Source organism: Vibrio sp. 10N.261.51.F12 (assembly GCF_041471725.1).
Classification (GTDB): domain Bacteria; phylum Pseudomonadota; class Gammaproteobacteria; order Enterobacterales; family Vibrionaceae; genus Vibrio.
Window position 1 is genome coordinate 53,597 of record NZ_JBFROV010000036.1, and the last position, 26,583, is coordinate 80,179.

The following is a 26,583-nucleotide window of genomic DNA, read 5'->3' on the forward strand; positions in this document are numbered from 1 at the left end:
CCATCTAATGCAAACCAGCGATGACCACGCCGCGTTGGTTAAACTAATTAAAAGGTATCAACATGAATAAAACTCTATTAGCTTTAACGATGGCTGCAGCAACGTTTGGTGCAATTCAAACCGCTAACGCTTGCTCTTACGCAACGTTCGAAATGGATGGTAATGCTTTTGTTGCCCGTTCAATGGAAGCGCCTGATTTTATGCAAGAGCATCTAGTGACGGTTCCTCAAGGGTACGCAATTAATGGTAAATCTGGCGATGTAGGATTCGTTGGTATGCGCCACGGCGACACTGAATGGATTTCTTCAGGTTTGAACGAACACGGTGTCAACGTTGAGTCATTAGCATTAGTTGAATCTAAATACGCCGCTGAAGGTGAAGGTGACGTCAACTACCTTGAGGTAACCGGTTTCACCTTAGCCAACGCTAAGTCTGTAGATGAAGCGGTAAAAATACTGAAGAAAACCAAAGTAGAAACAACAAAGATCGCCGTTGCTCACGATTTAGAAATCGGAATGCACTTTGCCATCCGCGACGCAAAACGTGCCATCGTGGTTGAATACGTTGATGATTCTGGTTACCCAACGATCTACGAAAACGACCTCGGCACAATGACCAACGACCCCGCTTACCCCGTTCAAGTTGAGCTTGCTGAAGCGGCCATCAAAGAAGTGAACGCACGTACCAGCGAAACACTTGATACGTTCGACAAGCGCGATTCAGGTCCAGACGGTCGCTTTACTCGCGTTGCAACGGTCCTAGCGGCTATGGATCAGAACCCAAAAGCGGGTGACATTCGTGATAATGGGGTTGCACGAGCATTCGCACTGCTTAATGACATGGAAATCGTCCCAGGTACGATGTACTGGGAATGGGTATCACCTGACCCACAAATGGTCGGTTACGGTAACGTTGTCGACATCGCGAACAAAGATTACTACTTCCGCACCGCAGATAATCAACAAATTCGCAAAGTTGACCTAGATAATATTGACTTCTCGACGGTGAAATATACTTCAACGACTATTTACGGCATTGAACCTGCGTTCCAAGACGTTACCGTGACACAGTAAGTTTGAGCCTTTAAGCGTAACAATAAGCTTGCAGCAACGACACTGAGGGCGATCTCAGACGGAAAATAAGTGTGCAAAGGCCTAGCTTTCGAGCTAGGCCTTTAATCTAATCCGAATATACAGTGTATGGCTAATAGCTCTCGACTTATAATTCTCTACTTATATCCCTCTAAGTATGGCTTATAGTTCTTCGCGTATTACTTATAGCTCTTCGCATATTGCTTACAGTTCTACACGCATATCTTTGGTTTTTATGAGAAAAAACGATGTGCTCAACACCCATATGGTCAAGATAACTAACCCTAGCGTCACGAGACCAGATAAAAAATAAATGGCAGCTCTAACAAGGACACTTTCATAGCTTGCCGTTACCACTATCTCAAACTGATAGGCATCGGAACGATAACGCTCATGAACAGTAGAAGAAGTCCAATAGGCATCAAGCCGTGTCGAGTCGCGATTGTAAACACGAGACGGTTGATTTTCTAAGGTTAGGGTATAGTCAGCAAAATCCAACGTAGGTTCAATCCAAGAACCGACCAATCTTCGTGGATTTACATATCCAAATCTCGAAACATCATCAGAAGACACGGCAATGACAAAGGAGGTCTCAGGAAAGTAATTTGTCAGTAACGACCAACCAAGATAGATGCCCGAAACCTCATCACCTTGCCAGTAATCTGCCGTATTACGAGTTTGACCAAATAGACTACAGCCATGCCAAGAACTTAAATAATCTTCGACATAACCTAACGCTCTGACCTCTTCATGCTCATACGTCAAATTGGCGAGCTCGGCTTGCAACGCCGTCGAGCATTCCACATCATAAGGGTTGGCTTTCACAACATTACTAATATGGACAATGTTACGCTCAATCATCTCGACGCTGTGTTTCGCACTGTTTTGCATTTCATTTTTTATGTTCGCTCGTGCATAAAAGGCACTCACGATGGCAATAAGAGCAACGACTGCAATTGAAATGACTATTTTACTACTAAGACGTTTCGACATCATCTCTCCGCACCTGGTATCTCATAACAAAATAAATCAATACGATGCTGTACAAAACAACAAATAAACCCAACAAGCGATATCCAAACGTAACAATGCGATGCTTCACTTCTGAAGTCGATTTATGTACCAATATTTCATAGGGATAAGCTTCTGATTCTTCGCTATATAAATACGTATCTTCGTTGACAGGTAAATTAAGACGCTCTAGTTTAATATCTTCCTCCTCTGTGAACAAAAGCGTAATATTTATATCTTCGCTGACAGGGCTCACCCACCACCCTAAAATCGCCCTAGGGTTAACTAGTCCTATCACCAATCCATTCGCCCTTCTTATCGCTAGCGCATAGGAGCTATCACGGCGATATTTTGAAAACTTCACCTTGCCAAAAAGCAGATCCCCTTGTGATGAATAGTCCCAATCTTTTTCATCTACTCTGCGCGCATAAGATCCAAAATTACTGCATAAGTTTGGAAATGCCCCATTGGGGTCGCCCACAACAATGCCTCGCAGCGTCACGCTGCTGAAGACCTGATGACGAAGTCGTGTCATGTAAGGCTCATCACATTGTTCTGGAATCGGCAATTGCCGTAACTCATCTTCCACTGACTTAAGGTGGTGGTCAATGCTTGAAACTATATGCTCTACGTCGTCACGTAACGTTTCACGAAATGTCATCACGTGATAAATACAGCCCAGCAACAATGTATAGATAAAGATAAGAAATACGTTAAATAGTGTTTTTTTAATTGCCATATAATAGTTACAGTCACATCCTTTATCTCTTTTATACCGATATACCACCAGCATTCCTTAACACAACGCAAAAAACAGCGATTTAGTGAATAATTATTGTGTGATTCATAAATAATCTGTTTATTATTATTTTCATGCCGTTATGACGCTTCCATTTTTCCTCCACATTCATGCGCTAAAATACGTCATATAATGACAGTAATAAGCCATATTCATTCAAAGGTGTAGTGTGCGGTTAACGATATTTTCAAAGCTATTTATCTCCATTTTGTTCGGTAGCCTGTTCATGGTGGTCGGTATGTCGTTGATGATCAATTACAGCTTTAAGTCTGGACTACAATCCTACATTAACGATACCGAGCAAGAAAAAGCCGTGGTTCTAGCGAGTGACATTATCCAATACTATGACTTAGAAGACGGCTGGAATGACTTAGCGTCCGACCCTTTCCTGTGGCATGAGATTTTCACATCTTGGGGTGAGCCTATCCCTCGCCCGAGACCTTTTATGGTATTTGACGATCACCGTCCGAGAAAAACCACGAACAAATCGGGACCATTGAGTCATCGCATTTACCTCACTGACCAAGATCACCGATGGGTGATCGGTATCGAGCCTCCGCTGGAATCAAATAAGACCCCCATAGCCGCCATTCCTTTAGTGGTATCCGGTAACATCGTTGGATGGCTCAACATCATCCAACCCAACACTATCAATGACCAATTAGTTAAGAGCTTCTACGCACAACAAATGCAAAATATGGCATGGATTATTTCGCTAGCAGGCCTAGGGTCTTTTCTCATTGCGATATGGTTAGTTCGTCATTTTCTTATGCCACTTAAGCAACTCAATCAGACCGCGGTTGCATTGACTAAAGGCGATTATAGTCACCAGATACCCACACACGGGCATGATGAGTTCTCCAAGCTAAGTCGAGCATTCAACTCATTAACCACCAGCTTAAGCGAGCAAAAAAAAACAAGAGAACAATGGATTACTGACATTTCTCACGAACTTAGAACCCCTCTCTCCGTTTTACAAGGTGAGCTAGAAGCCATCCAAGATGGCATTCGTCAGCCGGAGCCCAAACACATTGACTCGATGCATCATCAAGTGCACATTCTAGGAAAATTGGTGGAAGATTTATATCAACTATCGTTGTCTGATTCAGGGGCATTTCACATGAAGTTTGCCAATACCAATCTAACAAATTTGATTGATATGCAAGCACGAAACTTTGAATATCGAATTGCCGATAAGGGGCTCACATTAATTCGACAATATGATGCTCAGCAGCCTCTTTTTGTCTGGGGGGATGATAAAAGCCTGTCACAGTTAATTGGTAACCTGTTAGAAAATAGCTTTCGCTATACGGATGCAAACGGCCAGATTCAAATTTCATTACACGATATGACAGATCATATCGAGCTTCATATTGAAGACTCTGCGCCTACCGTCGATGTTGAATCGCTTCCAAGATTATTTGACCGTTTGTACCGCATCGATAAATCTCGCAGTCGTCAATATGGCGGAGCAGGGTTAGGGTTGTCGATCTGTGCCAGTATTGTCAACATGCATGAAGGCCAGATCCAAGCCCAACCTTCCGAACTTGGTGGTATCATCGTCACTGTTTCATTCAATAAACAGAAATCAGATAAATATGAATAACTCTTGTATTTTAGTTGTCGAAGATGAGCCAACACTGGGGCAAATCGTCTGCGAATATCTACAACAATCGGGCATGTCGGCACAGCTAATAACCGATGGGGCAGAGGTGATCGAGCACGTAAAACGCACGCATCCCGATCTCATTATTCTGGATCTGATGCTACCCCATCGAGATGGGTTAGATATTTATCGCGAGCTACGCACCTTTACGCAGGTCCCTGTCATTATGGCAACAGCACGCGTAGACGAAATTGATCGCTTGGTAGGACTTGAGCTTGGGGCGGACGATTATATTTGTAAGCCTTACAGTGTGAGAGAGGTCGTAGTACGCGTCAAGAATGTGTTAAGACGAACAAAAGCAGTCAACCACTCGCAAGATACTGAGCTAGACCAAGATGAATTGGCACAATCCAACACGCGTGCGTTGGTCATTAACCCAGAAAAAATGACCGTCACCTATCAACAACAGCTTTTGCCGTTAACACCCGCTGAGTTTAAATTACTGGCGTTTCTGTACGACAATTTAGGCTTTGTGTATAGCCGTGAGCAGCTCATGACACAAATATACCCTGATAATCGGTTGGTATTTGACCGCACCATTGACAGTCATATTAAGAATCTAAGAAAGAAGCTTCAAGCCATCGATAAACAATGTGATTGCATTAAGTCTGTCTACGGTATCGGCTATAAATTCGAGTTTTAAAGCACTTATCTATTCCTTACTGAAGATTAAGATAAGGTAGGTACATCATCATTAATGAGCGAATATTCAAATGACTTACGATGAATTTAACGACTTTTGCAAAGGCTTGCCTGCGACCACTTATGTGATGCAATGGAATCAATCTCATGTTTGGAAGGTTGGCGGAAAAGTATTCGCTATTGGTGGCTTAGGAAAAACACAATGGCGAGGTCAAAACACTCCTCCTGCTTTTACGTTTAAAACCTCCGATTTGAATTTCGACTTTTTAAGTGATAAATCCGGTTATAGGCCTGCACCCTATTTCGCTTCTCGCGGAATGAAATGGATTCAATGTGAAGACAGTAGCGCCAGCTCAGAAGACGAGCTTGTCTATTACCTCAAAGAGTCTTATCGCTTGGTATCTCTTGGGCTTACGAAAAAAAAGCAGAAAGATTTAGGCCTTAATCAGCCCGAATAAAACACACCCACGTTCTCAGTAGTCAGGTTCGTATACTCAATGTAGAAAACACAGACGAGTCATTAGACGCTGGTACTCATATCCCGAGGACAAATAACAACGTCCTCGGCACACCGCTTTATTGCACCCTCTCAATTCTTCCCCATCTCCACATTTTATCCATACTTCCTCCAATTTAGTTATCAATAATGGTCGTGTTCGTCACCACTACTGGTGAATAGAGCAATGGCTTTATGTCCACTGAATTCAGGAACCTGTTATGAAGAAGATCTTTCTCGCCACCACCTTACTACTCGCGACTAGCATACTACCCGTGCATGCCAGCGAAGAGCGCGACCACCGCCGTCCCCCTTCGTTTGATGAGCTCGATGTTAATGGTGATGGCGAACTGACTAAAGACGAAGTTAAAGGCCCGTTATTAGAGGATTTTGACCAATTTGATGTGGATAGCAGCGGAACACTTACCGAAAGTGAACTGCCAGAGCCCAAAAGAAAACGTTAGCTCTATGGTGACCGATTCTGGCCGTCGTTGATGTGTATAAACATCAACGACGGCCGTTTCCGTTTCTTTTGGCGTTAGTTGCTCACTTTATTTTTATTTCTTCATTTTATTTTCATTTGCGCACAATTTTATTTATTAATATCAAGGACGACCTGTGATCAAAGGCCTACCAGTTACCGTTTTATCTTCGCTTATTATCGTGGCGTACCCAAGCTCTGCAGCGCTCTATCGTATTATTGAAGTCGACACCTCTGCATTCGATTATGCGTCTGAGTTTTACACATCCAGTATTCAGTCGTCAGACCTAGGTTCATGTTTTGAACAAGATTGTGATTCCAATGATCATCCCGTAGTCGGTTACAGCATGAATGGATTAGAAGGCGTGCCGATTGATGACGAGGTGGCTTTCGGAGTGGACAAGTTTTTCTACTACTTAGACTATGATGATTTATCATCGTATTGTGAAAGTGAACTTGGCTATGCCACGTGCGATGCATGGGCAAGTAATCGTTGGTACGGTGACGCTGACAACGACATCGGAGGCTTGCAAAACGAGCGAGAGGCTTATTACTCATCCAGTTACACGCCACTCTATCGCTCTTTCGATGAAACCCAAACCTCACTGAGTGTCGACGCAGTCGTCCCTGATAATTACACATCGACATTGAGTATTGTCGACGACACCATCGAATTTAAAGCACTGAAGCGCGATACTTCAGGCAATGTAATAGGCAATGCAAGCAGCGGGTACTTTGATTATGAAGGGTATTATGCCCTCGCTTTTCGACGTCGCGGAGTCGTGATAAACGGCTCAACGGTCACCACTTTACTGCCTTCAGCTAACAGCAGCCTGTCCTTTGCAGATTCGACAGGTGAACAAGCTATGGTTGAAGAGATGGGTGGGACGCTTGCCTTTGATACATTCGTTTACCCTGCCAGCGGCAGTGACAGCCAAGTCTACGTTGTGGGCAATGCGGCCGTTGCCACCTTTGATTACTCAGACTCTTCCAAGTACTACGAAGGGCTTGACCTTAGCGGTTGTGTCGATCTTGATCAGCCTATGATCAACAGCGCTTGTCAAAACTTCGGCTTTTCGAGCCAGGCTTTTATTTGGTCGCTTGAAGATAATGGCGATACCCGCTTTTCTGTCGCATCATGGGAAACCAGCTACGACAGCTACAGCTATGCCACTGCGCAAGCAAGCATCAGGGCATCGGCAATCATCGACCATTCAGGGAGCGAGTACGACCAGCTTCCAGTGCTGGTTGGCTTTAATACTGAGCTGGCTGACGACAGTATGTTGATGCAAGCGGCGGTATTCCGCCCTATCAACACCGACAACTTTACCGTCAGTGAAAATGCCTGGGATTCGGTATTTATTAGCAATGCAAAACTAGAATCTGATGATACCTACATTTACAGCAATTCAATTGCCAAAGATATCAACAAAAATCTATTAGTCATTGGCGAAGCTAAGCGACTTGGTAGCGTTCCAGAAAATGGCACAGCAGCGAACCGAATGTTCATCGCAGATGCGAATCAAAGCACACCGACCGCCAGTTACTTTACCAGCCAGTCGCAAGGTATTTTCTTTAGCAGCGCCGGTGGTGAAGCAAACGCCATCAATGGGTTCAATGAAATTGTCGGCGAGGTCGATGCAGAAAACAGCTCAGAAATCGACAGTAAACAACGCAGACGAAGAGGGTTTATTTATCCATATAACGGAACTGGTAGTGATTCAGATCGCCGGTCTGTCTTTGCTTCAAAGGCTTGGTGGTTGGATGATCTAACCAACGGCGGAGCATACAGCGCCGACAACAATGCATATCGAATCGTCACCGCATCCGATATTAACGACGCGGGCGTCATCTCCGCCACCGCAATAAAATGTGCGTCCGGTTACGATACCACTGACCACTTCTCAACGTGTGGAGAAGGCACGACAACTGAAACCGTCGTTGCCGTTAAATTGATCCCAATAAATGGGGCCAGCAGCGCGGACATCTCATCACGAGAAGATGACACCTCAACCGTAGACAGGCAAGGCGCAAGCACTCACCCATTAACGCTTTCCGCATTATTTTTGCTAATCGCTTATCGTCGACGTTCCTTTAACAAGTAATACTAATTCTTAGCGGGTCACCTTTTTAAGCCGCATAATGACGGTGAATCAGGCTGTTGAAGCTGACAACCTCCTTGGTTATCGATACCGGTTGCCCCGCTAATATTCGCCTTCTCATTAGAGAGTTCGATCATAACAAGCGACTTTTGTATTGCTCTGGCGTTTGACCCGCGTACTTTTTGAACATGCTAATAAACGGGCTTGCTTGGTTGTAGCCTAGCGTAAACGCCACTTCTTTAACGGAATGACCACTACGCAGTAAGTCCATTGAATATAAGTATCGCACACGCAAACGCCACTCAGTAAAACTCATGCCTAGTTCACTTTGACAATAGCGAGCTAATGTCCGCTCTGTGGTGTGAACTTGCCCAGCCCAATCGTGTAAAGAGAGATCATTGGTTGGATTTTCTTCCATCGCACTCAAGATTGGAGCGAGGTACTTATGATTACTGGTTGGCAAGAAATGGTGTTGCTCTTCTTGCTCACTGAGTTGATCAAGTAGCACCTGAACTAAGCGACGATCTTTTTCAGAATCACCAATGTTGATGTCGCGGTGGCGAAAGTCTTCAATGATTGCTGAGACGATAGGCGTCACTTTAATTAGGCTGGTCTTTTGGGGGAAGGTAGCCGTGAGTTCATGCGCGATATTAAGTGAACAGTATTCTAATGGTCTGCGGTTATAACTGCAATGCATTACACCCGCAGGCACCCAAATCGCTAAGTGAGGCGGCGCAAGAAAGCGCGTACCCTGCGCTTCCATCTCTAAAATCCCACCACTGATTAGCTGTACTTGACCCCACGGGTGGCAATGCACTCGGGTTTCAGTGTTTGAAAGAAAGGCGTCAAAGTTCATGAATACATCCGACGGCATTTTTTCAATCGACAATGAAGGATGTAGGTTTCTGGTGTTTTTTTTCAAGTTGTCTTCCTATCGCGATTAATGTCCTAATGGAGATATATGTATTTATAACGACCTGTCACACTATACCCCAACACACGTATTGCGACGAGGTTCACAGTGGTTTATTTGCTTCCTTTTATTACCGTACTCATTTGGGGTGGCAATGCCATTATCAACAAGCTCGCGGCTGATGCGATTGAACCTAGTGCAATGAGCTTTTATCGCTGGTTCTTAGCCGTATTGGTGATGACACCATTTTGCTTACCAAAGCTAAAACGATACTGGCCTGAGATCCGAAAAAACAGTGGTAAACTGGCCTTCCTCGCCCTGTTGGGGATGGTGTTAAACCAGTCTCTTGGGTACTACGCGGCACTCACCACAACCGCATCAAACATGGCGCTTATCACCTCGTTAGTGCCCTTAATCAGTGTGTTTATTTCTGTCCCTCTTTTAAAAAAGCGAATCTCAATGCTCAGCATTGTCGGGGGCGTCATTTCATTAGCCGGACTCGCTTTCATGTTAGGACAGGGAGACATCGCGTTCTTTTTTAATCAAGGTATCACACAAGGTGACGGGTTAATGGCGCTCGCGGCCATCATTTATGCCACCTATTGTGTACTGCTAAAACGCTGGAAGATGAACCTGTCAAGCTGGATGTTGATCTATAGCCAAGCCGTGTTCGCGGTGATCTTGTTGTTACCGCTATTGCTTACCAGCAACCACATTGTGCCCACCCAAGCATCGCTGCCATTAATCGCTTATGCAGGGCTTTTTGCTTCTCTCATCGCGCCATTGTGCTGGGTGAAAGCGATTGACTTGATTGGTGCTGAGAACAGTGCGATGTTCATGAATTTATTGCCGGTTATCGCCGTAGCATTGGCGGCAACACTATTGGGAGAGACAATCACTGAGTTTCACCTCATTGGTGGATTAATGGTGATATCAGGCGTCATCTTATCTCAAGTCAAGCGCAGCAAACCTGTCGTCCCGATTAGCGATAATGAACTCTCCGTAAATAAGCAGTAAGTAGTGGTAAGTGGTAAAACATGACCACTTTCACGATGCAACGAAACCAGCTCAAGAAAGCGGAACAACCATTAAAACAATAATGCGAATGGTTATCGCTGTAGCTTGTTGTTAACAATTTTGTCATACTCATTTCATGCCCAAAGATAATAAGGATTTTATAATGAGTAGCGGCAAACGAGACACGACGCTTCGCTTTCTTGCTGAACCCGGTGACGTCAATTTTGGCGGAAAAGTACACGGCGGCGCCGTCATGAAATGGATCGATTTAGCTGCCTATGCTTGCTCGGCCGCATGGAGTGGTAAATATTGTATCACCGCTTATGCTGGCGGCATCCGCTTTGTTGAGCCGATTCATGTAGGTAACCTAGTCGAAGTTACAGCACGGGTCATTTATACCGGCTCATCCTCCATGCACATTGCGATAGACGTGCAAGCTTGTGACCCAAAAGAACTCAATAACCGCCTAACCACACACTGTATTGTCATCATGGTCGCCGTCGACGAATTTGGCAAGCCAACCCCTGTACGCGAGTGGGTTCCTGAAACACCAGAAGACATTGAGTTACGAGAGTCGGCCATCAAGCTAATGAACATGCGTAAGCAAATTGGCGACGAAATGGAAGCCCACGTTAAATACCTCAAGTAACGGTAATAACGGTTTCAACATTCAGGTGTTCTACGCCCTAGAACATCCGAACAAAGGATGATTCACCTCATCCTTTGTTCATTTACACTACCCTCACCTTATAGCTTTTTACTATACCAAGGTTAAAGAGATAGTGACCCTATGAACAATAAAAATAACATTCACCTATACCAAATCTTTACTCGCTTGTTTGGTAACAAACACACCATCAACACGCCATGGGGAACAATGGCTGAGAATGGTGTAGGCAAGTTCAGCGACATCACCAGCACCGCATTAGATTCCATTCGTGAGCTTGGCATGACCCATGTTTGGTATACCGGTGTCCCTCACCATGCCCTAACGAATGACTATCGCGATTTTGATATCAGCAGCGACCATCCTTCCGTCGTTAAAGGCCGAGCCGGCTCACCCTACGCGGTCAAAGATTACTACTCCGTTAATCCAGATTTGGCCGATAACCCCGCCAACAGAAACGCAGAATTTCATGCACTTATCGAGCGAACTCACTTGGCAGGGCTTAAGGTGATGATTGATATCGTGCCGAACCATATCGCCCGTCATTATCAAGGCCTTAATAATCCCCCAGGCATCGAGGATTTTGGTGCCAATGATCATGACCACATTGAATACCACCGCGATAACAATTTTTATTACATTCCAAATCAGGCATTTATACTCCCCGAGCTCCCTCCACATCTTACGCCTTTAGGTGGGAATCCTCATGAGACGCTTGCCAGCCCCTTCATCGAGTATCCCGCTAAATGGACAGGTAACGGGTCGCGTTTAGCAAAGCCCAATGCCGATGATTGGTATGAAACGGTAAAGATCAACTACGGTATTCGCCCTGATGGCACTAAAGACTTCGCCGCTCTTCCTGAAGCGTATCGTTATAAAAATCATGACGAGCACCTTGCGTTTTGGCAAGACAAAGTCATCCCCGACTCATGGGTGAAATTTCGGGATATCGCTTTATATTGGTTGTCTCAAGGGGTTGACGGCTTTCGCTATGACATGGCTGAAATGGTTCCGGTTGAGTTTTGGAGTTTCATGAATGCCTCAATCAAAACGGCGAATCCTGATGCTTTTCTATTAGCTGAAGTCTACCAACCTGATTTATATCGGGACTATATCCAATTAGGTAAGATGGATGCGCTTTACGATAAAGTCGATCTCTACGATACGTTAAAAGGCATTATGCAAGGCCATGGTCACACGAGTGACATCACGAGAATTCAAAAAGATTTACACGACATTCAGCCGCATATGCTGCATTTCCTAGATAACCATGATGAACAACGAATCGCGTCTCCAGAGTTTGTGGGTGACCCTTGGGTTGCCATACCCGCAATGGCACTCTCTGCGACCATTAGTCACGCACCCACCATGATCTATTTCGGCCAAGAAGTCGGTGAACCTGGTGCCGAAAACGCAGGCTTTGGACAGCCCTCTAGGACCTCTATATTTGATTATATCGGAGTGCCAACCCACCAACGTTGGATGAACAATGGCGCCTTCGATGGCGGTGCATCCAGTGAGCAAGAATGCAGACTCCGCGCTTACTACGCGCGACTAATGAACGTTGTCCTGACTCACAATGCCTTCCTTGGGACGAGCACGTCTTTGGAGCTTGAGCAAGACGAACGTCATGGGGCTCTCGCGAGTAAACTCTATGGGTATGTGCGTCAACATCAATCAGAGCATGTCTTTGTTTTACTTAACTTTAGCCATAATGAATCCACACAACATCGGCTCAATATTCCAGGTAGTGTGATCACTCAACTCAAATTAGACATAGGGCAATATACGCTGAGTGACCTACTTGATGACACGATTCAAGCCGTGCTTAAGGTTACCCACGATGGTGGAAATATTGACCTAACACTCAAACCGTTAAGTTCGTATCTTTTACAGATCACCCCAGAAAACATCACCAACTAAGCATATATCGTCACTCTATACAGGGGGTCAGCGTCATAGGATGTCGGCCCTCTTTTTCACCCGTTAATCGTGAATGTTAACCGTATCACACTCGCCACAGTGAAATAGACAAAAGCTATAACATGTCGGTTTTTCTCTATTTTATTCTCCCACCGCACTTCCCTACAATGACCTCAACAGTTAACACTAGGATAAGTACAATGAGAACACTAAAAACATCCTTAACCGCCTTAGCAGTAACAACGTCGTTATCTTTAACCACACTATTGGCTGCACCAGCTCATGCGATTACTGAGGGGGAACTACTCATATGGATAGGAAGTGACAAAGGCTACAATGGGTTAGCAGAAGTCGGTCGCCAGTTTGAAGCGGAGACTGGCGTTAAAGTCAGTGTTCAATTTCCGGAGTCTTTAGAATCGAGGTTCCAACAGGTCGCAGCAACAGGCGATGGTCCAGACATCATTTTTTGGGCCCACGACCGATTTGGCGGCTACGCCGAGGCGGGCTTATTAAAAGACATCAATCCAAGCCAAGAATTTAAAGACAAACTGGTTTCCTTTAGTTGGGATGCAGTTACTTATGATGGCAAGCTCATTGGTTATCCAATGGCGATTGAATCGGTTTCGCTGATCTATAACAAAGACCTACTACCCGAGCCTCCTACGTCTTGGGAGCAATTGCCTCAGATTCACGCCGATATGCAAAAACTTGGCAAGCAAACCATTATGTGGGACGTCAAAAACGCCTACTTCACGTGGCCACTGGTCTCTGCGGGCAGCTATTCCTTTAAGAAAACATCAACGGGTCACGACGCCAGCGATTTAGGCATCAATAATAAACAGGCTCAACATAACCTAGCATTTTTGTTGAATATGAAGAAACAAGGCATTGTTGACCCAGGCATGGATTATGCCAACGCTGAAACGGCCTTTGCTAAAGGCGACGTTGCGATGACCATTAATGGCCCTTGGTCATGGGGAAACCTCGATAAAACAGGCATTAATTACGGCGTAGCCACCTTCCCGACTTTGGACGAGAAAAAATCAAATCCTTTCGTCGGTATTCTCAGTGCCGGTATCAGTTCAGCCAGCCCGAATGAAGATCTCGCTGTCGAGTTTATTGAGAACTATTTATTTACTAATGAAGCACTCAAAACCGTGAATAACGATAAACCGTTAGGTGCAGTCACGCTCAAGAGCTACCAAAATGAGCTAGAAGCAGACAGCCGAATTAAGTCGACCATGACCAATGCTGAGAACGGTGAAGTAATGCCAGCGATTCCACAAATGATGACTTATTGGATATCTGAGGGTGCCGCTATTGAAAATGCGCTCAACGAGAAGCAAACGGTCAACGAAGCACTAGCCTCTGCTGAGAAACAAATTTTACGTTAATACCAATTTGGTCTCGCCTCGGAATATTTAACATTCACATTCTGAGGCGATGCTTTTAGAGCCATGCAACATTAAGTTTCAACCAATTGATTTTATACATTTAATATTATAAATCCAATAAAACTCAGTCTAAGCCCCCCATCTTTTTTTGCATTTTTATGTCACGCAAAGTCATAATTTGTCATAGTGAGACCGTCCACTACATCATTATTCCATTTATTCCCAGCGGCTCACAGCGTCGCATTTTCTTACACTCTCACCTTTGATCTTTGCCCTGATCTTACCTATAAATTTAGGCGTTGTTTAAAAATCACACGTTCCAACAGGTTTCTGTCATTGAATTATTTTGACAAGAAAACTGTCTTGGTGATGCCAGCAAGTCAATGAAAGGCATCAACCAAAGAAACCGAAACAAAAACAGAAAAGACAGCCCTATTAGAATCACAGAATCGAATATGAGAGGTTAACGATGGATCGTACTTGTCCCATGTGCCGCACACCGATGATAGTAAGAGACGCCGAGCAAACCTGCCCAAGACATCAAATTGGTGAATGCTCCTACGCCCCTAGCCTGCATGAATTTGAATCTGAGAGTGAGCGAGATAGCGAACAAGATTACCCTTATTAGGACGGCTTATTCTGATACTCAGAGTTGACCGCCTATTCAATAAAAAGAAGAGTCACCGGTAGCCCGATGACTCTTCTTTTATTTCGTTTCTTTATCTCGTGCTGCTAACCGCTGGTTACTTTAAGCTCGCAGCAAAGCAGTCATACGGTGCTAATGTCATCGCTTCTAACGACGTAAACAGCACCTCTTGGTTATGACTTAGCATTTCCCCTAAGGCCAGCGTACGTAACTGTGGCTCTGCCGCCAAGTCAATGGCTACCGTCTCAGCGCTGAAGTTTGCCACCACTATGAGCGTTTGCTCACCATCGCGGCGTAAGTAAGCAAACACTTTATCGTTATCAGGTAGCAGCGGAACAAAGTCGCCATGGACAATGACCGGGTGTTCTCGACGCATCTGAATCAAGCTTCGATAATGTTGATAAATTGAGACATCACTCTGGCTGTCGGCCTGAACGTTTACATCAACAAAATTCGGGTTCACTTCGATCCACGGGGTTCCGGAAGTAAACCCCGCATGAGGTTGATCAGTCCATTGCATTGGGGTTCGAGCGTTATCTCGACTGTTCTCATGCAGCGCTCGCATCATCTCTTCATGGGAGACCCCAGACTCTGTTTTCACCTTGTAAAAATTAAGTGACTCAATATCTCGATATTGATCCAACGAATTAAATTTCACGTTGGTCATGCCGATCTCTTCGCCCTGATAGATATAAGGAGTGCCTTTTAAACAATGAAGCACTGTCGCGAGCATCTGCGCGGATTTGATACGATACTCTCCCTCATGGCCATACTTAGAGACCGCCCGTGGTAAGTCGTGATTGTTCCAAAATAACGAGTTCCATCCTGTGTCTTTCAGCGCAAGTTGCCACTTAGTCAGAACCTGTTTAAACGCCGGGAGATCAAGCGGTAACGGCGACCATTTGTCCCCTCGGTTCCACGTTAGGGTAATGTGCTCAAACTGAAACACCATTGATAGCTCTTCGCGGTCTTCGCCGCTATACAACTTGGCAATGTCCGGTGTGGCATCCCATGTTTCACCGACGGTTAATAGATCTTTGTCGCCAAATGTCGCGTGATTCATGGCCTGTAAAAGGGAATGTAAGCGAGGACCATTGCCCGTGATACCTTTATCGATCTCTTTTCCAATCAGATCGATGACATCAAGACGAAAGCCGCCTATGCCTTTATCAATCCACCAGTTCATCATTGCATGTACTTCTTGATGCACCCTAGGGTTTTCCCAATTCAAGTCCGGCTGCTTTTTGGAGAACATATGCAAATAATATTGCTGCGTCTGTTCATGCCACTGCCATGCACTGCCTCCGAAAATAGAATCCATCTCACTCGGTGCACTGCCATCCTCGTTAGCATCGCGCCACACGTAGTAATCACGATACGGTGATGCTTTTGAACGACAAGCTTGTTTAAACCATTCGTGCTCATCGGAGGTATGGTTCACCACAAGATCCATCACGATGCGAATGCCTCGAGCCTTGGCTTCTTGTAATAAGGCATCCATATCTTCCATCGTGCCAAATTCTGGGGTAATCGCTTGATAGTCAGAAATGTCATAGCCGTTGTCATCCATAGGAGACTGATACACAGGTGACAACCAAATAACATCAATGCCTAGCTGCGCTAAGTAATCGAGTTTTGAACGAATACCATTGAGGTCACCAATACCATCACCGTTAGAATCACAAAAGCTTCTTGGGTAAATTTGATACACCACCGAGTCGTGCCACCACTTTTGTTCCATCGTTATGCCTTATTAAATGAGTCATTATTACGCCACTGTAGCGACACATCACTAGGAAATAAAATAGAATCTTCGTATAATAATATAGTTTTTATTTATATCACCAGTCATTTCACCAAGCGTAATGCAACGTGAATAAGGGATCCAATGGCCATCAACAAATCCATAAAATATTTTCTCGCCGTGGCAAAGCATGGCAACATCAAACGTGCCTCGGATGAACTCTTTCTCAGCCAACCTTCTCTCACCTCTGCAATCAAGAAATTGGAGGCTGAGCTTGGTGCGCCTTTATTTAATCGGTTATCAAAAGGTGTCGAATTGACGGCTTACGGCGTTAAATTTCGGTCATTTGCGCAAGAACAACAAGAACAATACTTCGCACTAAAACATCAGTTCAACGACATGCAGCAACGTCAATTTGGTAAGATAAAAATCGGCACTGGTGAGGTATGGTGGGAGCACATCGTCAAACCTACCGTTGCCTATTATCAGCAACAAAACCCAGCCAGCTCCTTTCATTTGGAGTTTGGTAATAACCTGACGTTACTGAGCCATTTAATGCAAGGTGATATAGATTTATTTGTTGGCCATGAGGTTTTAGACCTATCTGAACACTGCCGAGTGATGTTTGAGCCGCTATTCCAAGACTATGAATCGATTTATGTAGGATCTCAACATCCCCTAGCCCAATCTCAACAACTATCTACGGGCCTAGCCATGGAGACTATCGATCAATATCCACTACTAAGAGTCACGCCTAGCCACCCAAGACATCAGTCCGTATTGGCCAACGGGTTACCGCATAATACGGAACTTGATGAGCGTATTATTTATGATGTCGATTCCGTCTCTGCCAGTATTGATATGTTAAAAATGACCCCAGCGGTTATGCCTTATAGTAATCATGCGCATGAATGGCTCACCTCTCAAGGGTTAGTGATGATCAACACCGATCGCGCTAAAGTTGGAAACATCGGGATTTATACCAAAATCGGGGAGTCTAAAACCCGTGTTGGTGCCTTTTGCTCCAACCTAAAACAGCACGCTAAGGGTTTGATCTAAATTGTCAGGAGTAAGTTAAGTCACCAATCTGTCATTTTTCTTTCATTAAAGTTTGATGTAATCGCGGCAGTGAATAAGATTTAACTGAATGGAGCCTGCCTTGGCTGTAAATGACATTACCCTAAGTGAAACAACCCTCAGTGATTTGAAGGCCGTTGAGTACCAGTGGGTGAGAACGATGTATGTGGAGGGCTATCATCGAGATGAAATCAACCACTATATTCAAACTTGTTTTGGTGGAGATGGTGTGTTTGCTGATTTATTTCAAAAGGTCGCATTAGAGCAAGAGAGTTTGTATGTCCTGCTCCAATACGTAGGGTGCGCGCCTTCTAACCGAGAGCTGAATTTGTAGCGCCTTGAGACAACGGAGAACGTTTGAGTATGACATCCACCTCCGTTGTCGTGTAAGGCTTGTCTATTTTAGTCTTAACGTCTTCCACAAAGCGTTCATAGCTTTTAAAGGTCATGGACTCTCTTTTTGGGTCAACATAAATACTGACCCAAGTCTTTCGCCCTAACTTGGCAATAAAGATATCCACCAGCTCAATATCGTACTCTTGTGCTAATCCACGTAATCCACGATAGATAGGCTTAGTGTGCTCGATAGGTGGCGTTGCTAGTGTCAATTCCCGCATACCATTTTTAATGAGCTTTATCGGATCACCAATAAACGCCAAACTAAACAGCACGACGAGGATTTGGTCAATATAGCGGTCGATGAACCCGAGTGCGGTTCCTTGAAGCAATAGAACCAATATCAATGCCACCCCAATCGCCCCCGAAATCACGCCATTAATAAACCACGCATTCTTTTCGGCCTTTAAAATATCGGACCGAGACTGGTTATACCCTATATGACACACCCAATACATCAGACCGCAAATCATCACCGCCGGAAACACATAGATAGCCATTAGCGTAATCGCGGGCTCTCGACCGCCGGAAAGTAATACTGGAATATTACTGCCTACCGCAAAAGCAATCAGGATCAAAATGGTGATTCCTTTGATCACCACAATCAGTGGTTCAAAGGCATAATAGCCAATAGGATAGTGACGTGACGTACCTGATTGCGCAAGTTGTGCAATTCGCAATGACGCAAACGAAACCACAGCGGACAACAGATTAAAGGATGCATCTAGGAGGATGGCACTCGACCCTGAAATCATGGCCATTACCCCGCCCCACAGCGCCAATACACTCGCGCCGATTGCCGAACTAATAAGCGCTTTCGATTCATCAATTTTAATCATTTAAATTCCTTTTATACATTCTTCGCGTCATGCGCCACTATCAAAATATATACCATATAGACCTAATATTACCTACAGCACAATGCACTAGTTGCTGAAATATAAAGCAAACAGCCGCTCTTTTTTATCAGCAGCATGACACTCATTGTCTGAGCTATTCATTATCAAAATATGAATAAAGGTAACATTTATTAAATCTCTGACAAGCCAAGACAAAAACTGTCACGGCTCCTACCAACCCCCACGGCATGTTGACAAGCCAGATTGATGAATGCCTTACTTTTTAGAGACTACTTCCCAGAGAGTAAAATAATGTATAAATCAAAAGCAGTGGTCACCCTTTTATCATTGGCATTAAGTCTAACGCACTTTAATGCCGTTGCTCACCCCTCAGGACATCACGGGCACAAGCACAAGCACAAGCACCATAAAGAAGTCATTGTGGTGAAGAAGCACAAGCCATCACCGAAGAAAAAGAAGCCAAAGCATAAACACTATCATTACAAGTCAATGCCTAGACAAACGACCTACATCAGAATAGGCAATTTTACTTACGCCAATGTCGAGGGACATTATTACCAACGCCAAGGCGATAGGTACATCAACGTGATTCTAAATTAAGCGTGACACAAAAAGAAAATGCCCGAGCAAGCTCGGGCATTGGTTACAAAAACTGTTAATAGTGATAGTAAGGAATCCTGGTAACAGCCAGCTACGCGTAACACCAGCGTTGCTTGATTAACTAGTCGGCGGCCAAACCAATGTGACGCTAATCGAAGCAAAAACGGGTGATCTTGCGATCACCCTTATCGTTATTATCCTTTAACACCACCGGAAGTGAGTCCACCCACTAACCAACGCTGTGCAAGCAAGAATACGATTGTGATTGGTAATGCTGACAGCACCGCTGCTGCTGCAAAGTCGCCCCACAGATAGTTCTGAGGATACAAATATTGCTGCATACCAACCGCTAATGTGTACGAGTTTACATCAGAAAGCAGTAACGACGCCACAGGTACTTCACCTACTACCCCGATAAACGACAGGATAAATACCACCGCTAGAATCGGCACTGAGAGTGGTAACAATACCAGTCTAAACGCTTGCCAAGGTGTCGCACCATCCAAAGCCGCCGCCTCTTCAAGTGAATTATCAATGGTCTCGAAGTACCCTTTAATCGTCCAAACGTGGAGTGCTATCCCGCCTAAGTAAGAGAAGATCAAGCCACCATGCGTATTCAAACCAAGGAACGGAATATACTGACCTAACTTATCAAACAGAGCGTAAAGCGCCACAAGTGCCAATACGGCTGGGAACATTTGGAAGATCATCATCGCTTTCAAGATGGTGTTCTTGCCAGAAAAGCGCATACGAGCAAACGCGTAAGCTGACGTTGTTGACAGTGCCACAATCAAAATTGAGGTGATACCCGCGACTTTGATTGAGTTCCATAGCCATAACAACACAGGGAACGGCGGTGGGGTTACAGACCCATCGGCGTTAACGACCGAAATACCCAAGGCTAACTTCCAGTGCTCCAATGATGGATTATCTGGAATTAAGCTGCCCGACGCAAAGTTACCCTCACGGAACGAGATTGCAATAACCATCAACAGTGGGAAGATGATCATGGACAGGAATACCCACAGCGCAATATGCGTTGCCCATACACGGTATTTTAAAGACTTACCTTGTACCATTGCCATTGTTCTATTCCTTAGTCTTGAGACAATTTAGTGAAACGTAGGTTGAGTAGTGCAAGTCCACCAACCAACAGGAAGATAAGCGTTGCAATCGCACTCGCTAGACCAAAGTCTTGACCACCTGAACCTTCGAAGGCAATACGGTATGTGTAGCTTACCAATAGATCGGTATAACCCGCTGGTTCAGAGGTACCAATCATGTTCGGACCACCTTGCGTCAATAGCTGTATCATTACAAAGTTATTGAAGTTAAAGGCGAAGCTCGCAATCAATAATGGGGTGAGTGGTTTAATCATCAACGGAACCGTGATCTGACGGAAGTTGTGCATAAAGCCGGCACCATCAATCGCTGACGCTTCGTACAGGTCATCAGGAATCGCTTTAAGCAGTCCCATACACAGGATCATCATGTAAGGGAAACCCAGCCACGTATTCACTATCAAGACCATGGATTTGGCTAGAATAGGGTCTGAGAACCAGTTTGGACTAATACCAAAGATGGACTCAAGCACCATATTTATCTCACCAAAGCTTTGGTTAAATAGACCTTTAAAGATCAAGATAGAGATAAACGCTGGTACCGCATAAGGAAGAATCAAGAGTACTCGGTATACTGCACGACCTTTCAAGGCTTCCCATTGAACGACACTCGCCAATATCAAGCCAATAACGAGCGTTAAGACAACGGTTAGTACCGAGAACACCACCGTCCAGATAAAGATGCTAATGAAAGGTTCTTTGATGCCATCGTCTTTCCAAACACGCTCAAAGTTGTACGTGCCAATATCGACAACAAAACCCGGTGATACCGTATTGCCAATAAATTCACCGTTAGCGTCTATCGGTTGATAGAAACCCACTTCCATATTTGCTCTGAAGATCTCACCCGTTTTATTGTTAAGGAGATCGCTTGAGCCTTCAATATGGGAGTACAAGGGTTGAACAGAAGCAAATTTGCGTAGACCACTCATACGAATGTCTTCACCGCTTGGCATGTTCAAATCTAACGTGCTTAAAATCGCACGGCTTTGAATGATAGCTTTAATGGCTTCTTTTTCACCGACTTGACCGTCAGCAAGTTTCAAGTCAAATTCTGGCGCAGGGTTATTCATATCAAATTCGGGCGTCGCGAGTAGCTGATCGCCGTCTTTGACATAAATAACGTGTCCGTTATCCGTCTTGTACAAATCAAAATTGTAGCTGTCGCCACTTTGGAATGTGCGCTGAGTTAACACGCTTTGTGTTCGCTCTAATGACAGTTGGTTTTTAGCACTGTAGTTCGTGAATGCGAGTCCGACGGTATACGCTAAAGGGAAAATAATGAAAAGAATCATGCCCGCAATACCTGGATAGATATAACGGTGTGCGTACGTTTTTTTACTGCCAAAGATGTAAAGTGCCAGAGCGGTTAAAATCACAGTAAGCAAGGCGAAAGCAAGCTCACCGCGTGAATACATAAGAATTGTCGCGTAACCGTTGACTAGACCGACCGAACCTAATGTTCCCCATTTAAGGAATACTTTTTTACTGCTCGGTGTCTTAGTGGTTGGCGCTGACATGGCATCTGAACCTTGAACTGACTGCATAAAAGGACCTGCTAGCGATAAATCAAAAAATGAAAATGAAGGAGGGGTTACCCCCTCCTTAAAGGGTGTTACTCATTTACGTGGTACTGATTAGCTACATAGTTAATTCACTAAATATCTAACTATTTTACTTTGTCATTTGCTTTTCTGCGTCTACAACCGCTTCGTCTACAGTTTGGCGACCATCAACAACATTAACGATAGTGTTTTTAGCAGAAGCCCAGAATGCACTCATTTGCGGTACATTTGGCATGATTTCACCATTCATTGCGTTGTCCATTGTCGCGGCAATGCGTGTATCTGAGTCTAGCTCTTTTTGGAAAGAAGTTAGAGCAACAGCGCCTAGAGGCTTATCGTTGTTCACTTCACGTAGACCATCGTTAGTCAGTAGGTAGTTCTCTAAGAACTCAACCGCTAGGTCACGGTTAGGTGATGCAGTGCTGATACCCGCGGTAAGAACACCAACGAAAGGTTTAGATGCTTGACCGTTAAATTTAGGTAGCGTCGTTACACCATAGTTGATGCCTGACTTCTCAACGTTTGCCCAAGACCATGGACCATTGATAGTCATCGCCGTTTGACCTTGGTTAAACGCAGATTCTGACACTGAGTAATCCATATCAGCCGAAATCACGCCCTTGTCTACTAGAGACTTAACAAATGTCAGTGCGTCTTTTACGCCATCTTCAGCAATACCTGAATCTTTAACATCGTAGCCCGTGCCTGTGTACTTAAATGCGTAACCACCATCAGCCGCCATTAGTGGCCATGTGAAGTACGGTTCTTTTAGGTTCCACATGATTGCCGACTTGCCATCTTTCGCAAGTTTCGTGTTTAGCGCTTCAACTTCTTCCCACGTTTTTGGTGGATTAGGCACTAGGTCTTTGTTGTAAATAAGAGACAAAGATTCAACTGCAACCGGGTAACCGATAAGTTTGCCGTCGTATTGAACCGCATCCCATGCAAAATCAACGATGCCATCTTTTGTTTCTTTAGACGGTTTCACTTCAGCTAGAAGACCCGCGTCTGCGTACTCACCAAAACGGTCGTGAGCCCAAAAAATGATGTCTGGACCGTCACCAGTCGCAGCAACTTGAGGGAAACGGCTTTCAAGACCATCTGGATGAGCGACAGTTACTTTAATACCTGTATCTTCTTCGAACTTCTTACCCACTTCTGCAAGTCCGTTATAGCCTTTGTCACCATTAATCCAAATAGTGAGTTGTCCTTCTTCGATAGCAGCATTTGCACCAAAAGAACCAAGAGCAACTAGCGTGCCTAACGCTACAGTACTAAGGGCTTTTTTCATGTTCATATCCTTTTTTATAGTTTTGATAGCAGGGTTATCCAGAGGGTCGTCCAGAGGATTTTCCTTAATTTCGACGAGTATCATCCGAAAAATACAGCAAGGTCTCATCATCCTAATCTCTACGCCCTATCGAGTAGCGACAGTTTCCGTGATCTCAATCGCCCAAGACTATAGATCAGCATCACAAAACAATCTTCTGTTGTGACTCAATTCACTATTAGAGCATTGATTTTTTTGACCTAGATCTCATCAAGCGTTTCTACTCCCTAGCCCCCTCATCCCCGGCTACTCCCCCTATAATTATTTTTCACAGGAGGATGTACTGATTGCATGATTCACGGAAACTGCAGTCATCCAAGAGTGGATGGTAAGAACCCTTGCCAGTCGACCTTCTTTTATAGGTCATCAAACTGGTTTTACATCGCCGGAGTCGTTACGTAGTCACACATTCAAGTACTTAGTGGTAATTTATTTTACGGGGGGAGGCTTGAGTTTTGTGGCGGGGGATACGGATGACATCTTGGCTTTGAGGGTGGCGTGTATCGTACAGCGCCACCCTTTTTTTCTTTCCATCGGGCGCCTTTTATTACATTAGAAGCATTCAAATTTATTATCACAACTTCTATTGCAACAAAAGGTTACCCAAATCACTGACCAATTTCCTATTATTAGCGGTCAAATTATCTCTATAATGACCGGCAGAAAGAAATAAACGAATCGAGGACGATCCACATGGCGAGTGTCACGTTAAAAAATGTTAGCAAAGCGTACGGTGACGTACTGATCTCCAAAAACATCGACCTAGAGATTAACGAAGGTGAATTTGTTGTTTTTGTTGGCCCATCAGGTTGTGGCAAATCGACTCTACTGCGTTGTATTGCAGGATTAGAAGACATCACTTCTGGCGACTTATACATCGGTGGTGAACGCATGAATGATGTTGAGCCTTCAAAACGTGGTGTTGGCATGGTGTTCCAATCTTATGCGCTTTATCCTCACTTAAACCTTTATGACAACATGTCTTTTGGTCTTAAACTCGCCAAAGCCGATAAATCAGAAATTGACCGTCGTGTTGAGCAAGCCGCTGAGATTCTGCAACTTGGGCACCTGTTAGAGCGCCAGCCTAAAGCCCTGTCTGGTGGTCAGCGTCAACGTGTTGCCATCGGTCGTACCTTGGTTTCACAACCAAACTTATTCCTGCTTGATGAGCCTCTATCCAACCTCGATGCGGCGCTTCGTGTCAACATGCGAGCGCAAATCACTAAGCTACAACGTCAACTTGGTTGCACCATGATCTATGTCACACACGATCAGGTTGAAGCCATGACCATGGCTGACAAAATCGTAGTATTAGACGCCGGTTGGGTGTCACAAGTTGGTAAACCGTTAGAGCTTTACCATTACCCTGAAAACCGCTTTGTTGCTGGCTTTATTGGCTCTCCAAAAATGAACTTCATGAGCGTGGCGATTGAAGACGTGGAAGCGCAGCAAGTTAAAGTAAAACTCTCTGATGGTGTATCGTTCTGGATTCCAGTTGATGGCACCACCGTAAACAAAGGCGATCGTATGTCGATGGGTATTCGACCAGAACACCTGCTTCACGCCGATGATGCCGATGCTTGCGTTGAAGGTGAAGTCATGATGGTTGAAAAACTGGGTAACGAAACTCAAGTGTACCTAAACCTAGAAAGTGCCGACGCAGATGTTATCTTCCGTCAGCCAGACACTTTGTCTGTTGAAACTGGCGATAAATTTGCCATTGGCATTCCAGCACACCGTTGCCACCTATTCCATAGTGATGGTCGCGCTTGTCGTCGTCTTTATCAGGAAGCGGGGGTTTAAACCTTAAGAGTCCGTTTTTTATCACGCAGTAGCGCTCTATACAAATAAAAGCCCCACTTCACACTGAAGTTGGGGCTTTTAACTATCTAATAGTGTTATCTGACACTGCACATCAATCACCCAACGTTGACTGGTTTTCTTTTCATAAAGCTCGAGAGGAAACTGCATTTTATCTAAGCTGTACCTCGCTACTCCACCATTGATATCAATCTTTAAGGTGGAATGTGTTTGGGTTGTTATGGTTAAAAGCCCTGAATTTTGCTCTCGCTCTATTGAAACTTGTATGTAATCTTTTACAAGTTCGCAAGTAAAATGGGGCAATATCACAAGTGAAGATGCATGAACGTGACCAATTAAAAAAGCGGCGTAAAACGCCGCTCTGAAAAAACTAAACATGAATTAGTTTTGATCAACAAACACTGTACTGTTTTGAACGTTATTCATTGAGATGTATGAATTATCATCCCACGATTGAGAAACTACAATACCATTGCCTGTCCCCATTGTCGCTCCACTGTTATTACTCGATGCAACGAGATAGATTTCACTATTAGAGCGTTTTCCTTTCTGTTTTAGGTCTATAATATTACTGTCACTTTCATTTAGCGTAATAATAGAATCGTGTTTCTCACCCTTTTGATAAGAAGTAATGTCGTTGAGGTCACTATTATTCAAGTAAATATCAGACTCATGATAATCTCCTACCTGATCAACATCGATAGTATTCTTCTTGCTCCCTATTGAACCAGTCAAATTAATTTTTGAGTAGTTTTCTTGACCGTTTTGGGTAACATCTACCATACCATACCCATTACCGTTGTTATCACTGTCTGCGGAGATTCTGACCCAAGAATCGTTTTGTAATCCATCTTGGTCAATAGTTACATCATTCCCTCCACTCGTCCCGTAAATTTGTACGAGTGAGGTATGTGCCGTGCCAGTACCATCTTGATTGACATCAACATCATTTCTAGTTCCAGGGCTCTGTAATCTCATATCTACAACCGAGACATTATCATCCCTGCCCGCAGCACCTTGTACTACTTTCACGTTACTTAGTTCTGTATTCTGCATTAAGATAACACTATTATTATCGGCGTTTTGCATATACTGATTATAGCTAGATACGTCAACCTCGGGTGTCGCTGCAATTACTCCACCACTTACCAGAGCTGCTGACACTAATATCGCTAATTTTTTCATAATAACAACCTTATTTCCTTTAAGTTTCCATGTCGA

Annotated in this window: 24 protein-coding genes; 15 read left to right on the top strand and 9 right to left on the bottom strand. The window is 44.4% G+C overall.

Features of this window, described 5'->3' with window-relative positions; all coding sequences use genetic code 11:
* The first annotated feature begins 62 nt into the window (after positions 1–62).
* Positions 63–1,073, top strand: coding sequence for a linear amide C-N hydrolase (locus tag AB4405_RS18510; protein WP_372062284.1), 1,011 nt, complete (start codon positions 63–65; stop codon positions 1,071–1,073).
* 222 nt (positions 1,074–1,295) lie between these two features.
* Here AB4405_RS18510 and AB4405_RS18515 read toward each other — a convergent pair whose 3' ends face one another.
* Together AB4405_RS18515 and AB4405_RS18520 are read right to left on the bottom strand one after the other, a co-directional pair.
* The gene (locus tag AB4405_RS18515) at positions 1,296–2,087 is read right to left on the bottom strand and encodes a hypothetical protein (RefSeq protein ID WP_102532256.1); all 792 of its coding nucleotides are present in this window, start codon (positions 2,085–2,087) and stop codon (positions 1,296–1,298) included.
* Positions 2,068–2,841 carry a hypothetical protein gene (locus AB4405_RS18520; RefSeq protein WP_372062286.1) on the bottom strand — a complete coding sequence of 258 codons (774 nt, stop codon included), beginning with the start codon at positions 2,839–2,841 and terminating at the stop codon, positions 2,068–2,070. Before AB4405_RS18520 ends, AB4405_RS18515 begins: the two co-directional genes overlap by 20 nt.
* A gap of 229 nt (positions 2,842–3,070) precedes the next feature.
* Here AB4405_RS18520 and AB4405_RS18525 point away from each other — a divergent pair, with 229 nt between their 5' ends.
* The 5 genes from AB4405_RS18525 (at position 3,071) to AB4405_RS18545 (ending at position 8,291) form a co-directional block, all read left to right on the top strand.
* The gene (locus AB4405_RS18525; RefSeq protein ID WP_372062287.1) at positions 3,071–4,507 is read left to right on the top strand and encodes an ATP-binding protein; all 1,437 of its coding nucleotides are present in this window, start codon (positions 3,071–3,073) and stop codon (positions 4,505–4,507) included.
* Complete coding sequence (locus tag AB4405_RS18530; protein ID WP_372062289.1) at positions 4,500–5,210, top strand: response regulator; 711 nt, start codon at positions 4,500–4,502, stop codon at positions 5,208–5,210. The genes AB4405_RS18525 and AB4405_RS18530 overlap by 8 nt, the downstream gene beginning before the upstream one ends.
* Positions 5,211–5,280: 70 nt before the next feature.
* A complete protein-coding gene (locus tag AB4405_RS18535) occupies positions 5,281–5,667 on the top strand; it encodes an MmcQ/YjbR family DNA-binding protein (protein ID WP_372062290.1) in 387 nt (128 codons plus the stop codon).
* A gap of 259 nt (positions 5,668–5,926) precedes the next feature.
* Positions 5,927–6,169, top strand: a complete 243-nt coding sequence (locus AB4405_RS18540; RefSeq protein WP_102532286.1) for a hypothetical protein — start codon at positions 5,927–5,929, stop codon at positions 6,167–6,169.
* Between the two features lie 154 nt (positions 6,170–6,323).
* Positions 6,324–8,291, top strand: a complete 1,968-nt coding sequence (locus AB4405_RS18545; protein WP_372062292.1) for a DUF3466 family protein — start codon at positions 6,324–6,326, stop codon at positions 8,289–8,291.
* A gap of 130 nt (positions 8,292–8,421) precedes the next feature.
* On the opposite strand, the gene AB4405_RS18550 is transcribed toward AB4405_RS18545, so the two are convergent.
* Entirely contained in the window at positions 8,422–9,210 is a 789-nt protein-coding gene (locus tag AB4405_RS18550; RefSeq protein ID WP_102532284.1) for a helix-turn-helix domain-containing protein, read from the bottom strand.
* Between the two features lie 99 nt (positions 9,211–9,309).
* Here AB4405_RS18550 and AB4405_RS18555 point away from each other — a divergent pair, with 99 nt between their 5' ends.
* The 5 genes from AB4405_RS18555 (at position 9,310) to AB4405_RS18575 (ending at position 14,830) form a co-directional block, all read left to right on the top strand.
* Positions 9,310–10,218: a DMT family transporter gene (locus AB4405_RS18555; protein WP_372062293.1), complete on the top strand. Its 909-nt coding sequence runs from the start codon at positions 9,310–9,312 to the stop codon at positions 10,216–10,218.
* Between the two features lie 163 nt (positions 10,219–10,381).
* On the top strand, positions 10,382–10,867 hold the full coding sequence (locus AB4405_RS18560; protein WP_102532282.1) for an acyl-CoA thioesterase: 486 nt from the start codon (positions 10,382–10,384) through the stop codon (positions 10,865–10,867).
* Positions 10,868–11,008: 141 nt separating this feature from the next.
* Positions 11,009–12,808 carry an alpha-amylase family protein gene (locus tag AB4405_RS18565; protein ID WP_372062294.1) on the top strand — a complete coding sequence of 600 codons (1,800 nt, stop codon included), beginning with the start codon at positions 11,009–11,011 and terminating at the stop codon, positions 12,806–12,808.
* Positions 12,809–13,008: 200 nt separating this feature from the next.
* Positions 13,009–14,202, top strand: a complete 1,194-nt coding sequence (gene malE, locus AB4405_RS18570; RefSeq protein ID WP_372062295.1) for a maltose/maltodextrin ABC transporter substrate-binding protein MalE — start codon at positions 13,009–13,011, stop codon at positions 14,200–14,202.
* Positions 14,203–14,671: 469 nt separating this feature from the next.
* Positions 14,672–14,830, top strand: a complete 159-nt coding sequence (locus tag AB4405_RS18575) for a hypothetical protein (protein ID WP_372062297.1) — start codon at positions 14,672–14,674, stop codon at positions 14,828–14,830.
* Between the two features lie 115 nt (positions 14,831–14,945).
* Here the strand turns inward: AB4405_RS18575 and AB4405_RS18580 are convergent, their stop codons facing one another.
* On the bottom strand, positions 14,946–16,589 hold the full coding sequence (locus tag AB4405_RS18580; protein WP_372062298.1) for an alpha-glucosidase: 1,644 nt from the start codon (positions 16,587–16,589) through the stop codon (positions 14,946–14,948).
* A 153-nt stretch (positions 16,590–16,742) separates the two neighbouring features.
* On the opposite strand from AB4405_RS18580, the gene AB4405_RS18585 reads away from it, so the two are divergent.
* Both AB4405_RS18585 and AB4405_RS18590 read left to right on the top strand, forming a co-directional pair.
* The gene (locus tag AB4405_RS18585) at positions 16,743–17,651 is read left to right on the top strand and encodes a LysR family transcriptional regulator (protein ID WP_372062398.1); all 909 of its coding nucleotides are present in this window, start codon (positions 16,743–16,745) and stop codon (positions 17,649–17,651) included.
* A gap of 88 nt (positions 17,652–17,739) precedes the next feature.
* Positions 17,740–18,003, top strand: coding sequence for a hypothetical protein (locus tag AB4405_RS18590; protein ID WP_198593795.1), 264 nt, complete (start codon positions 17,740–17,742; stop codon positions 18,001–18,003).
* Here AB4405_RS18590 and AB4405_RS18595 read toward each other — a convergent pair.
* A complete protein-coding gene (locus AB4405_RS18595) occupies positions 17,981–18,904 on the bottom strand; it encodes a cation transporter (RefSeq protein WP_372062300.1) in 924 nt (307 codons plus the stop codon). The two genes, AB4405_RS18590 and AB4405_RS18595, sit on opposite strands and share 23 nt — an antisense overlap.
* Positions 18,905–19,216: 312 nt before the next feature.
* Here AB4405_RS18595 and AB4405_RS18600 point away from each other — a divergent pair, with 312 nt between their 5' ends.
* Positions 19,217–19,525 carry a hypothetical protein gene (locus AB4405_RS18600; RefSeq protein WP_372062301.1) on the top strand — a complete coding sequence of 103 codons (309 nt, stop codon included), beginning with the start codon at positions 19,217–19,219 and terminating at the stop codon, positions 19,523–19,525.
* A 194-nt stretch (positions 19,526–19,719) separates the two neighbouring features.
* On the opposite strand, the gene malG is transcribed toward AB4405_RS18600, so the two are convergent.
* From malG to malE (AB4405_RS18615), 3 genes are all read right to left on the bottom strand, one after another.
* Entirely contained in the window at positions 19,720–20,610 is an 891-nt protein-coding gene (gene malG / locus AB4405_RS18605) for a maltose ABC transporter permease MalG (RefSeq protein WP_102532462.1), read from the bottom strand.
* Between the two features lie 11 nt (positions 20,611–20,621).
* Complete coding sequence (gene malF, locus AB4405_RS18610) at positions 20,622–22,193, bottom strand: maltose ABC transporter permease MalF (protein WP_372062302.1); 1,572 nt, start codon at positions 22,191–22,193, stop codon at positions 20,622–20,624.
* A 127-nt stretch (positions 22,194–22,320) separates the two neighbouring features.
* Positions 22,321–23,502 carry a maltose/maltodextrin ABC transporter substrate-binding protein MalE gene (gene malE / locus AB4405_RS18615; RefSeq protein ID WP_102532460.1) on the bottom strand — a complete coding sequence of 394 codons (1,182 nt, stop codon included), beginning with the start codon at positions 23,500–23,502 and terminating at the stop codon, positions 22,321–22,323.
* Positions 23,503–24,234: 732 nt separating this feature from the next.
* Here malE (AB4405_RS18615) and malK point away from each other — a divergent pair.
* On the top strand, positions 24,235–25,344 hold the full coding sequence (malK, locus tag AB4405_RS18620; protein ID WP_102532459.1) for a maltose/maltodextrin ABC transporter ATP-binding protein MalK: 1,110 nt from the start codon (positions 24,235–24,237) through the stop codon (positions 25,342–25,344).
* Between the two features lie 399 nt (positions 25,345–25,743).
* Here the strand turns inward: malK and AB4405_RS18625 are convergent, their stop codons facing one another.
* The gene (locus tag AB4405_RS18625) at positions 25,744–26,547 is read right to left on the bottom strand and encodes a hypothetical protein (protein ID WP_372062303.1); all 804 of its coding nucleotides are present in this window, start codon (positions 26,545–26,547) and stop codon (positions 25,744–25,746) included.
* Positions 26,548–26,583: the final 36 nt, after the last annotated feature.

What these genes read in the sequence shown, in the direction of transcription:
- malF (WP_372062302.1), bottom strand. Translation starts at nt 22,193, where the DNA reads ATGCAGTCAGTTCAAGGTTCAGATGCCATGTCAGCGCCAACCACTAAG.
- malG (WP_102532462.1), bottom strand. Translation starts at nt 20,610, where the DNA reads ATGGCAATGGTACAAGGTAAGTCTTTAAAATACCGTGTATGGGCAACG.
- AB4405_RS18625 (WP_372062303.1), bottom strand. Translation starts at nt 26,547, where the DNA reads ATGAAAAAATTAGCGATATTAGTGTCAGCAGCTCTGGTAAGTGGTGGA.
- AB4405_RS18530 (WP_372062289.1), top strand. Translation starts at nt 4,500, where the DNA reads ATGAATAACTCTTGTATTTTAGTTGTCGAAGATGAGCCAACACTGGGG.
- AB4405_RS18520 (WP_372062286.1), bottom strand. Translation starts at nt 2,841, where the DNA reads ATGGCAATTAAAAAAACACTATTTAACGTATTTCTTATCTTTATCTAT.
- AB4405_RS18590 (WP_198593795.1), top strand. Translation starts at nt 17,740, where the DNA reads ATGGAGCCTGCCTTGGCTGTAAATGACATTACCCTAAGTGAAACAACC.
- AB4405_RS18540 (WP_102532286.1), top strand. Translation starts at nt 5,927, where the DNA reads ATGAAGAAGATCTTTCTCGCCACCACCTTACTACTCGCGACTAGCATA.
- AB4405_RS18580 (WP_372062298.1), bottom strand. Translation starts at nt 16,589, where the DNA reads ATGGAACAAAAGTGGTGGCACGACTCGGTGGTGTATCAAATTTACCCA.
- AB4405_RS18515 (WP_102532256.1), bottom strand. Translation starts at nt 2,087, where the DNA reads ATGATGTCGAAACGTCTTAGTAGTAAAATAGTCATTTCAATTGCAGTC.
- AB4405_RS18535 (WP_372062290.1), top strand. Translation starts at nt 5,281, where the DNA reads ATGACTTACGATGAATTTAACGACTTTTGCAAAGGCTTGCCTGCGACC.
- AB4405_RS18565 (WP_372062294.1), top strand. Translation starts at nt 11,009, where the DNA reads ATGAACAATAAAAATAACATTCACCTATACCAAATCTTTACTCGCTTG.
- malE (WP_372062295.1), top strand. Translation starts at nt 13,009, where the DNA reads ATGAGAACACTAAAAACATCCTTAACCGCCTTAGCAGTAACAACGTCG.
- AB4405_RS18600 (WP_372062301.1), top strand. Translation starts at nt 19,217, where the DNA reads ATGTATAAATCAAAAGCAGTGGTCACCCTTTTATCATTGGCATTAAGT.
- AB4405_RS18560 (WP_102532282.1), top strand. Translation starts at nt 10,382, where the DNA reads ATGAGTAGCGGCAAACGAGACACGACGCTTCGCTTTCTTGCTGAACCC.
- malE (WP_102532460.1), bottom strand. Translation starts at nt 23,502, where the DNA reads ATGAAAAAAGCCCTTAGTACTGTAGCGTTAGGCACGCTAGTTGCTCTT.
- AB4405_RS18575 (WP_372062297.1), top strand. Translation starts at nt 14,672, where the DNA reads ATGGATCGTACTTGTCCCATGTGCCGCACACCGATGATAGTAAGAGAC.
- AB4405_RS18510 (WP_372062284.1), top strand. Translation starts at nt 63, where the DNA reads ATGAATAAAACTCTATTAGCTTTAACGATGGCTGCAGCAACGTTTGGT.
- AB4405_RS18595 (WP_372062300.1), bottom strand. Translation starts at nt 18,904, where the DNA reads ATGATTAAAATTGATGAATCGAAAGCGCTTATTAGTTCGGCAATCGGC.
- malK (WP_102532459.1), top strand. Translation starts at nt 24,235, where the DNA reads ATGGCGAGTGTCACGTTAAAAAATGTTAGCAAAGCGTACGGTGACGTA.